The following is an 8,716-nucleotide window of genomic DNA, read 5'->3' as shown; positions in this document are numbered from 1 at the left end:
GTCCGCTTGCTTTCGCGGCAATGGTCGCCTGCTTACTTGGTGCAACTTTCTTTTTCAAGGCAGCGACATCGACGACTGTCTTAAGTTCAGCAAGATCTGACTGCACAGCTAACAAGCCGGACTTTTTAGCAACTTCTCTCGCTTTTTTGACTTTTGTAGTCAGAGGTTTTTTAATCGGCTCCGGCTTTTTAATTGGCTTAGGCTTTTCTTTAGGCTTAGGCTTTTCTTTAGGTTTAGGTTTTTCTTCTTTAGGCTTTTCTTCAACCTTTTTAGGTTTCTCTTCCTTTTTGACTGGCTTGGGTTTGGGTGGCTCTTTTTTCTTCACTAACTTTGCTAGTTGCGGTGGGAGCTTTTCAAGTGATTTGCGATCTTTTTCAGGCACAGATGCATTAGGTATCCATACCGCTAGTACCAAAAAGACCATGAGCAAGGTAAGCAGAATACTGCTGAAACGTTTACTTTCACCAGCTTCTTTCGTCCAAGGTAGATTTAAGCGGTCTTGTGGAAAAATCATCCCTACCCCTTACCTTCAAGCTTTCTTGATACAGCCAGGGAAACCCGGGTATAGCTGGCGGCAGTACAAGTTGCCATAATCTTTTTTAACAGCTTATAAGGCACGTTTTTATCTGCGATTAAAGTAACAGGGTATCCATCACGAACATTCTGCAAAGACTGATTTTTACTTGCTTGATAGTCCAGCTCTGACTTTAAGCCAGGAAATAGACCGTCATCTGAAACCTCACTAATGCTAGATACTACCCGCCCCTGAACAAGGATATTGCTGCCACTTACAGCAATTACGATATTTTCCTTAGGCTGCTGCTTAGCCACCGACAGCGGCAACTCAACAGACTTATCCTGCTGAAGTACTTTTACATCTGAAGAGTTCACCATCAGAAAGAAAACTAAAATGGTAAAAATATCCATGAGTGACACAAGGTTTAAGCCACCGGTTTTATGCATTCGTCGGTAATGACGTTGCATCCTCTTCGCTCTTCTGGATAGTTTCATGGTGTCGCCCCCCCACCAGTACTTTCAACATCCAAAATGGGTGCGTCACCAATAGATATATCGGGGAAAAGCTCTGCATTAACAACACTTGCTGCAACAACAGTCTCATAAGAGCGAGTTAAATCCATGGCACTAACAAGAGTTTGATAATTTATCTCTTCGCCCAAAAGCAATGTGATATCAGTCTTCTCAGGGAACCTGTTTTTTAACTGCTTAAGGACTTTCACTAAGGAATCAAAGTCGTAACCTTGCTCACTACTCTGAATCTTTCTTATTAAACCCTGTTTCGTATCAGCCAATGTCAGGCTGTTTTTACGTATTATTAGTTGCAGTTGCAATTCTTCGGAATTATCTGGGAGTTGCGCATCGTCCAGTACTGGAAAATTAAGGTCTAATACTGCTGTTTGAGAAAAAACCATACTTAATAGCAATACCGGCACAAGTACAATCATGAGATTCATGAACGCAGTGATGTCCAATTCTGCCTGCTGAACAAGCTTTCTATGCTTCCTTCGTGCCATATATATATCGCTAGTTAGTAATACCGGTTAGTTATCTATCTTTTGAATAAATAAACTACTGTCAATTGAGTTCATAAAAAAGATGAGTGCTAGGACTGACCAGTTTTATCGGAAATCATATTTAGTAATTTCACACCAGCCATCTCAAAACTATCGACAATTTCATTGGTCTTAGTCTGTAGCACTGCATGGCAAAGCAATAGAGGAATAGCAGCCATCAAACCAAAAGCAGTTGTATTCATTGCAACGGAGATGCTTTGAGAAAGAAGAGAAGCTTTTTCTGCTGGATCGGCATTGGCTACTGCAGTGAACGCAGCAATCAAACCAATGATAGTACCCAGCAAACCAAGCAAGGTAGATACGTTAGCTAATGTCGCTAAATACTGTGTACGCTTTTCAAGGCGAGGAAGTGTTTCCATCAAGCCTTCTTCCATAGCGAACTCAATTTCATCCCGGTTAGCATTGTTTAATAAACGACTTAAACCCGCACCCATAATTGCTGCAATAGCAGCCTGTGAGTCGTTAGCAAACTTTAGCGCTTTTGGGTAATCGCGCTTTCTAAGAATCGGTAACAGCCCCTTATCAAAGGCATTTCTATTAGAGTTCTTTGCTGCGGTTAAATATATAAAACGCTCAATAGCAATCGCTAAACCGATTACTAAAACGACTGCGATTGGGTACATAAACGCCCCACCTTCCTGAAAAAATCGCAAGATCGTATCTAACATGATTTGTGCCCCTTAATGTTCTAATTAAAGCGTTTTGCAAATACTACGAGTACGTAATGCTCATAGAATCGCTACCGCATCTATTTTTTGTATTCAAAGTAATTGTTCGGCGTTGATGACTAAATAAACATCAACGAAATAAAACAGAGTTTGTCGTCAGCTATAATGCTGATTTTCATTATGTCTTTACCTGCACCTTAATACGTATGAACAGGTTCACGTTCCTTGTTGACGAACGACTATGTGATTGCAAGTGTATAGACAGCAACCCAGGAATTCCGGGACACGCTCATAAATTCCCTACAAATTTACAAGGTTTTACGCTTTCCATTACACTATCGAGGTTTGAAAGACGGAGAATCGACTTCCAAAAACCTTGAAAAATGAATCTGCTGTCGGAACCGGACAGGTTCAATGCTATCTAAAATGCCAGGAATACTTTTTGGCGGAGACGCTTCATCACGCTTCTCTATAGTTGGTAGTTTCCATGGCAGATCAAAACTTACATTTGGCAGTTCAGAGCTGCCAATAATAGAGACTTCCGACAGCGTTTCAACCCTCTTTTCATCTTGATTCGACTTAGAAACCGCAAAAGGAGACATAAGCAACAAAATGACAGATATCAGACAAGAAATTGCTTTAATCCTTCTCAATTTGATCAAATTCATTTACTTACGCTCCAGCATTTTTATCCAGCGCTCTACAGTCTTTGTGTCGTCTTCACCCGCATTTTTAACATAAGCCTGGTAATGTTCAATTGCTTGGTCGTAATCACGTAGGTACAACTCATAAAGTACCCCGAGATTGTAATTAACCATCGGATGATTTGAATCCTTTGCTAAGGCTGACTTTAAAAATCGTTCACTGTCCTGAAACTTACCTTCATCCTGGCTAATCAAAGATAATTGAATCAAAGCGTTTACGTTTTTAGGATTAATATCTAGTGCTTGCTGATAGTAGCCTTCAGCTTCAGCTAACTGCCTATTTGAATGACGAATCAAACCAAGGTTAACGTATGCACCAGCCAGGGTCGGATATCTATCAATTAAGCCCTTAAATATCTCTTCTGCTTCAACGTAAGATTTTTCTTTGATAAGAGCTAGACCTTGCTTGTATGCAATTTTATCGTCTTCCGTGAGGATTGGCTTAACAATAGCGCTAGCCGGCTTCTCAATCTGGATAGGCTCTATTTTTTTGCTAGTACTTGAACAAGCTACGACAAAATACAAAGCACCTATAACAAGGATTACCTTAGATATATGACTCATAGGCTTAGAAATATTCATCAGCATGTAAGATCGCCTTTGATTTACGTTCAAACTCTGTTGGATTCATTTCAGCTAACACTTCATAGGTGGCTGCAATCCATCTATCGTACTCACCATCAGGAACCTTATCGAGGTTAATCTGATAAATCTCCAAAGCTTGCTCTTCGAATGAGTACGCCTGCTCCTCCAGTAGAATGTCGTATTGCTCTAACTGAAGCTCTGTAAGTTTGTCGGGTCTTTCGGAAGACATGATATCTTGCGCTAAGGTTCTATATATCGTTCCGATTTTATAAGTAGCCGCTGAAATAACCTCGGACACTTCGTAATCGGCAAGGCTTTCGAGTTTAGCTACCAAGGCTTTTAGATTTCGTGTTTTTTGATCCAAAGACTTTTTGAGCGGTAAGCTTAAGCTAATCGCTTCAAACTGAAGGATGTCTTTGTTTAATAGCCTAAGCGCTGCATTTGCTGCAACATAAGCAGAACGCCCGTTTCGCTGAGAGATCCTATCCTGTTCATATTCTACAAGCGCTGCACGCCACTTATTAGCATTAGAGTCCTCTTTTCGACGATCAAAATAGCGAATACTTTGGAAATATGCCTCAATATTTAACTCGAACTGATCGGGATAGCGCTTAACAAAACCGTCCAAAAGCCCAACAGCTTCATAGGCAAAGTCATTTTCTAAGTAAATTTCTGCAGCACGATAAAGTGAGTTCGACGCTTTAGCCAAGTCCGCAGTAGAATTCGATATCTCGACTAGTTTTTCTGCAGCAGGAATTGGCTCTTCATTCTCCAAGTAAGCATAGACGAGCTTATCTGAGGCATCCTCATACAACTCACTATCAGGAAAACGCTCTTGGAAAACGTTTAAGGTGGCGATGGACTGCGGCCAATTTTGTATTTGTAGAAACTGTGTCGACGCATCAAAAAGTGCCGTAGGAGCAATACTCGAATCCGGCACTAGGTCGACGACTCTCAAATAAAGTTCGGCACTTTTCCCAATCGCACTTTCTTTCTCTGCTTGCTTGTAAACAGACGCAGCTAAGCGCTCGCTTAAGACCTCTACATCAGACTTCTTATTATAAGTAACAAGTTTTTGATAGGCTTTTTCTGCAAGAGAATAGTTTTCTAGCTCGAAATGACTATGAGCGTTAACCAACCAACTAGAATACAATATCGCAGCAGGTGCCGATCTGGACTGTACAACTCGGGAAGAAACTTCTACTGCATTGATATAGTCTAGTTCGCGATAATATTCATTTGCTAGGTCGTTCAACAATCCTGCCGTCTGATTAGCCATAGGAAAATGCGCAGCAAAACGCTCAATCGCTTCTCTGCGAAGTAGCTTATCAGATGGCCCGAGATCTTGGGTATTGCCGCTATTTGAAACTTTGATGTCGTCATATGTCAGAACTGAAGCATAGCCAGCTTGAACTGCCTTTGGATGGCTAACATTTTCATAAGCTGCACGTTCGTATAGAGAAATTGCACGACGATAATCACCAATTTTATATGCAGCCTCAGCTGCAAGGTAAAGGTTCTCACCGCTATAGCGATCTTGACCTCGCGTGAGAACCAGCTCTTCGTAATAGTCTGCAGCCTGCTTACCAAATACATAATAGCTTGACGCTTTAGCTGAAATTTCAGCAGGCTCACTCTTAACTTCGGAGTCTTTGGCGTAAGCCGTTTGCATTCTTACATAATATAGGTGTGCCAACTCATCTAGGGCCTCAACAAGCAAAGGTCTGACAATCTCTAATTGAGAGGGTTCAAGCGTTTTCCAATAAGGGCTATGAACACCGAAATTCTTTACAAAATTTTCTTTCGCTTCCCATTCTAGAATATCGAAATTACCACGACGATAGGTTTGTATTTCATTTTGTGCCATTCGATAAGCATCAAAATTCATTTGATAGTTATCGGTAAAGCCCCTGGCTACGAGACCCGCATCACGAAATCGCTCAGATCTTAGGTGGAATCGAAATAAGGAGTCATAAAGCAAATATGCATAGTCCTTATGCCCGATACTCTGTTGTAGCACCTCAATACTCTCGCCGCTTCTGTCTTGAGAAAACATAGTAGAGAAAAGTCGGAAGGTATCGTCAACAATATCTTGATCCTTGAGGCCCAAGGTATCGTACCCGATTGCATTCCTTAGCTCAGGGTACTTATCTAATACCTTACTAGCATGAACTGCTGAGTCGGCAAACCTGTCCTGTCTAAAAACAGCCCAACCTAACTTAAAGTTTGCTCTATGATGGAAGGTAGAATCTTTTGTAAAAGCCAGTACTTTCTTATACTGCGCTTCAGCTTTATCAAACATACCCAAATCAAAATATGTCTCGGCAATTCGGAACATACTTTCATCAACCAGATCAGACTTTGGGTAAAGACCTACTAACAATTTAAGTCGTTTTATAGATTCTTCAGAATTACCTATAAATTTTGTTGCCTTAGCTGTTTGGTAAAGCAATTCATCCATGCGTTGATAAAATACACCTGAATCGACAATACGATCATAGCTATCGAGCACCACCTGACTTTGAGTAACTTTATCAATCGTAAGTTTCTTGCTATCGAGTTTGTACTTTTCCCTTAAGTTATTAATACGATTCAAAGCATCAATTTTTACATTAGGCGAGTTAGCGTTTTCAAATAATTTTATGTAGCGCTTTAAGATGTAATTAATTGAGACCTTGGGTAAAGGTTTATCTTGGTAGACGATAAAGCTCGGTTTGATATCACCAATGGTTTCGAGATCACTTTTCAACTCAAAAATAAATGGGTCATCACTAGCAGCATAAGAAGTGTTTGAAAACATACCTACAGCTAAAAGAAGTACCCAAGAATAAAGCCTAGGAACGTTGTTTCTAGTCGATTTAATAAAATACATCATCGAGAATAGCGCCCGTCTTTACTTTTCTTTCGCTTAGTCGATTTATTTTCAGCGATACCCTGGAAAATATGCACCAAGCCTTGCTCAGCTCTCTCATAATTGGACATCATCACCTTTCTTAGCTCAGAAAGATGCTGCCGGCAGACATTAGTAATCTCGCTATCCAACTTATCTAGCAAAGCCTCTATCTTCACTTTTTTCGCTGCGAGTCGCTGCCCTAGAGCTGCGCTTTCAGATAACTGGCTTGAAAGTAGTTTAGGACCATTATTTACTTTGCTTTGAAGCTTACCAAGCCTACTTGCCAAAGTATCTACACCGTTTTTCATTGCCTCAATCTGCAAGCTCTTACTAAGCTTTGGCGTCATCAAGTTACTTGAGGAAAGTTTGCCAACTTTTTTATCATAAGCATTAATTCGGTTAGCAATTTCAACAGAATTAAAACGCTTTATTTGTTTACTGAAATTACTCTTTTTAGAGTTCAAGGCCTGAGAAAATACGGATAATTGAGTCTGCCAATACTCGATATTTACCACTAGGTTGTGCATCTCGGTGTATAGCTTAATATCGTCATGAATATCCCTATCCTGAGCGAAATAACGGTAATAAGCAGCGCGTGTAGTATTCTTAACAACACCTTTTGACAAAAACCACTCCAGCCCCTTAATTTCACTACCATCAATCAACACTGCATGCGCACCATGTTTTTCAAGCGCCGTATCTAGCTTGTTAATCGTTCTCAATTCGTTTTCAAAGCCGGAACTGGCTTCTTTATAGGCTTCAAGAGCCTGACTTATATAGCCGGAGCGTTCGTATGCGTAAGGAATGGCCAATGCTGCTTCAGCAACACTTTGATTTGTAAGAGGGTAAGTCTTGGTACTAAACCAGGATTGAGTGGCAGCACGAAAATCACCAAGCTCCAGATGTGCCAAGCCATTCAGGTATAAGCCTGCAGCCGTACTGTCAGAGTCAAGGCGAACCTTTTTGAAAAACTCTAAAGCAAGGTCTGGCTTTCCCCCCTCCAAATAGAGTGAGCCGGACGCAAGATTAATTCGGTCAGCCAAAGCCAACTCTTCTTCGCTTTTACCTTTATTCAGTGAACTCGCTATCCAAAGCGTGCCGAGCGCTTTAGTTTTGTCATGGCTCGCTTCAGCATAAGCTATAGCAAGATTGTAATAAGCATAAGCAGCCCAGACTCCTCCGACCAAATCCCTTAGTGCTTTCGCTGCTCTCTGTGGGCTACCGAGCTCTATAAAGCAGTTTGCTCTATAAAAAGTCCAACGCTGTTTATCATCTAGTGACAGCTTATTCTTTAGTCCCTTGAATGACTTAAGCGCATTAATACAATCGTTATCGTTATAGTAGACTTCACCAAGCGTAAATCGCTCAGAATCACTAAGTTTGTTTTTTTGCTTGCCATTGATATCTAACAGCTTACGCGCTTTGTTAGACATGCTATAACCATGTAAGGCTGCGTTATAGTCGGCAGGATATTTTGAAATATAAGGCTCGTTCATCATCGCCAGTGCATTGAAGACGTCACCGCTATTTAGCTTGAATTTGACCATGCCCTCGTAGAGTTCTTCTGGAATGCCTTTGCTTTGGCTGGCGGCAAGTACAACTGTTGGAACAGATAGCAGAATAGAAAGAGTCAGGCACGCAAGAGCAAAGCTAAAAAGTTTGGTACATTGCAAGGCAACATAACGAGATGAGAACTGAAGAATACTACCTGACATAGAAAGCATGATGACAGCTACCATTGCTTAACTTTGAACAAGGGCTCTCGCTTACCAGGACTTTCAATAACTTCCATCTGTATGTATTTAGCCTTATTTTCCTTAGTGAATTTCAAGGCTTTCTTACGACGAAAATAGCTATTATCTGCACCCTGTCCGTTAAACTGGGCTGTTAATTTGTGCTGTCCATCAGCCAAACTTCCAAGATAGATTTTTTGAACCCCGCCCTTCTTTAAGGCTGCCAACTCAGACTTGTTGTACAAATGCGTAGCGACTAATTTGTCATCTAACAGAACTTCAATTGAATCAAGCGTAAAAGTAGTTTTGGCATCAAGGGATAGAAAAACAGCCAACTGGGTTTCAGTTGGATATAGTAACTGTTCTTCAAAATTATAAAGTTCTCTATTTAGCTCAATTAAGTCTGACTTGATCTGTTCGGCCTCTTTGGCAAGCTTAACCAACTCGGGAGACTTTTTCTTTACAGGAGATTTCTGAGACTGGCTTGCAGGAAGGCTATTGTTAGCGGGCTGAGCAACAGGGGGCGCTGCATTCAACTGCA

At 40.9% G+C, this 8,716-nt stretch carries 8 protein-coding genes and 1 pseudogene; all 9 read right to left on the bottom strand.

Annotated features, from left to right (window positions below):
* Window positions 1-514: pseudogene (locus A3756_RS18020) on the bottom strand (hypothetical protein); the annotation flags it as partial.
* 2 nt (window positions 515-516) lie between these two features.
* The gene (locus tag A3756_RS18015; RefSeq protein ID WP_068509548.1) at window positions 517-1,011 is read right to left on the bottom strand and encodes a biopolymer transporter ExbD; all 495 of its coding nucleotides are present in this window, start codon (window positions 1,009-1,011) and stop codon (window positions 517-519) included.
* On the bottom strand, window positions 1,008-1,532 hold the full coding sequence (locus tag A3756_RS18010) for a biopolymer transporter ExbD (protein WP_068512655.1): 525 nt from the start codon (window positions 1,530-1,532) through the stop codon (window positions 1,008-1,010). The genes A3756_RS18015 and A3756_RS18010 overlap by 4 nt, the downstream gene beginning before the upstream one ends.
* 89 nt (window positions 1,533-1,621) lie before the next feature.
* The gene (locus A3756_RS18005) at window positions 1,622-2,260 is read right to left on the bottom strand and encodes a MotA/TolQ/ExbB proton channel family protein (RefSeq protein WP_068512663.1); all 639 of its coding nucleotides are present in this window, start codon (window positions 2,258-2,260) and stop codon (window positions 1,622-1,624) included.
* Between the two features lie 335 nt (window positions 2,261-2,595).
* Window positions 2,596-2,928 carry a hypothetical protein gene (locus A3756_RS18000; protein ID WP_068506862.1) on the bottom strand — a complete coding sequence of 111 codons (333 nt, stop codon included), beginning with the start codon at window positions 2,926-2,928 and terminating at the stop codon, window positions 2,596-2,598.
* A complete protein-coding gene (locus A3756_RS17995) occupies window positions 2,929-3,552 on the bottom strand; it encodes a tetratricopeptide repeat protein (protein WP_068512665.1) in 624 nt (207 codons plus the stop codon).
* The gene (locus A3756_RS17990; protein ID WP_068512667.1) at window positions 3,533-6,349 is read right to left on the bottom strand and encodes a tol-pal system YbgF family protein; all 2,817 of its coding nucleotides are present in this window, start codon (window positions 6,347-6,349) and stop codon (window positions 3,533-3,535) included. The genes A3756_RS17995 and A3756_RS17990 overlap by 20 nt, the downstream gene beginning before the upstream one ends.
* Window positions 6,350-6,420: 71 nt before the next feature.
* Window positions 6,421-8,181, bottom strand: a complete 1,761-nt coding sequence (locus A3756_RS17985; RefSeq protein ID WP_068512669.1) for a lipopolysaccharide assembly protein LapB — start codon at window positions 8,179-8,181, stop codon at window positions 6,421-6,423.
* Window positions 8,175-8,716 (bottom strand): hypothetical protein (locus A3756_RS27905; protein ID WP_068554159.1); only part of this gene is annotated, 542 nt, incomplete at its 5' end. The genes A3756_RS17985 and A3756_RS27905, both read right to left, overlap by 7 nt.

Source organism: Oleiphilus sp. HI0086 (assembly GCF_001635225.1).
This window is presented reverse-complemented; position numbering and strand designations above follow the sequence as displayed.

Coding starts and splice junctions, on each gene's coding strand:
- A3756_RS17985 (WP_068512669.1), bottom strand. CDS start 8,181: ATGGTAGCTGTCATCATGCTTTCTATGTCAGGTAGTATTCTTCAGTTC.
- A3756_RS18000 (WP_068506862.1), bottom strand. CDS start 2,928: ATGAATTTGATCAAATTGAGAAGGATTAAAGCAATTTCTTGTCTGATA.
- A3756_RS18010 (WP_068512655.1), bottom strand. CDS start 1,532: ATGGCACGAAGGAAGCATAGAAAGCTTGTTCAGCAGGCAGAATTGGAC.
- A3756_RS18005 (WP_068512663.1), bottom strand. CDS start 2,260: ATGTTAGATACGATCTTGCGATTTTTTCAGGAAGGTGGGGCGTTTATG.
- A3756_RS17990 (WP_068512667.1), bottom strand. CDS start 6,349: ATGTTTTCAAACACTTCTTATGCTGCTAGTGATGACCCATTTATTTTT.
- A3756_RS18015 (WP_068509548.1), bottom strand. CDS start 1,011: ATGAAACTATCCAGAAGAGCGAAGAGGATGCAACGTCATTACCGACGA.
- A3756_RS17995 (WP_068512665.1), bottom strand. CDS start 3,552: ATGCTGATGAATATTTCTAAGCCTATGAGTCATATATCTAAGGTAATC.